We start from the raw sequence: 523 nt of genomic DNA on the forward strand, positions 1-523 counted from the left end.
CCAACTTCGACGCTGAGAGGGATGCTTTGAACATTGAAACAGCAATCAAGACCAAAGGCGTGGACGAGGTCACCATTGTCAACATTCTGACTAACCGCAGCAATGCACAGAGGCAGGACATTGCCTTCGCCTACCAGAGGAGGACCAAAAAGGAACTGCCATCGGCGATGAAGTCGGCCTTGTCTGGTCACCTGGAGACCGTGATGTTAGGCCTGTTGAAGACACCTGCTCAGTACGATGCCTCTGAGCTCAAAGCCTCCATGAAGGGCCTGGGGACTGATGAGGACTCCCTCATCGAGATCATCTGCTCAAGAACCAACCAGGAGCTGCAGGAGATTAACCGAGTGTATAAGGAAATGTACAAGACCGATCTGGAGAAGGACATCATCTCTGACACATCTGGAGAATTCCGAAAGCTGTTGGTCGCCCTTGCAAAGGGTAAACGGGCAGAGGATGGTTCTGTTATTGACTACGAGCTGATTGACCAGGATGCCCGGGAGCTCTATGATGCTGGGGTGAAGAG

At 52.0% G+C, this 523-nt stretch carries 1 protein-coding gene; it reads left to right on the top strand.

Features of this window, described 5'->3' with window-relative positions:
* Positions 1–523: annexin (locus R7E38_RS23370; RefSeq protein ID WP_318082236.1), on the top strand; the 523-nt coding region annotated here is incomplete at both ends.

The sequence above is a fragment of the Vibrio sp. Vb2131 genome (genome assembly GCF_033338535.1).
GTDB lineage: Bacteria > Pseudomonadota > Gammaproteobacteria > Enterobacterales > Vibrionaceae > Vibrio > Vibrio alginolyticus.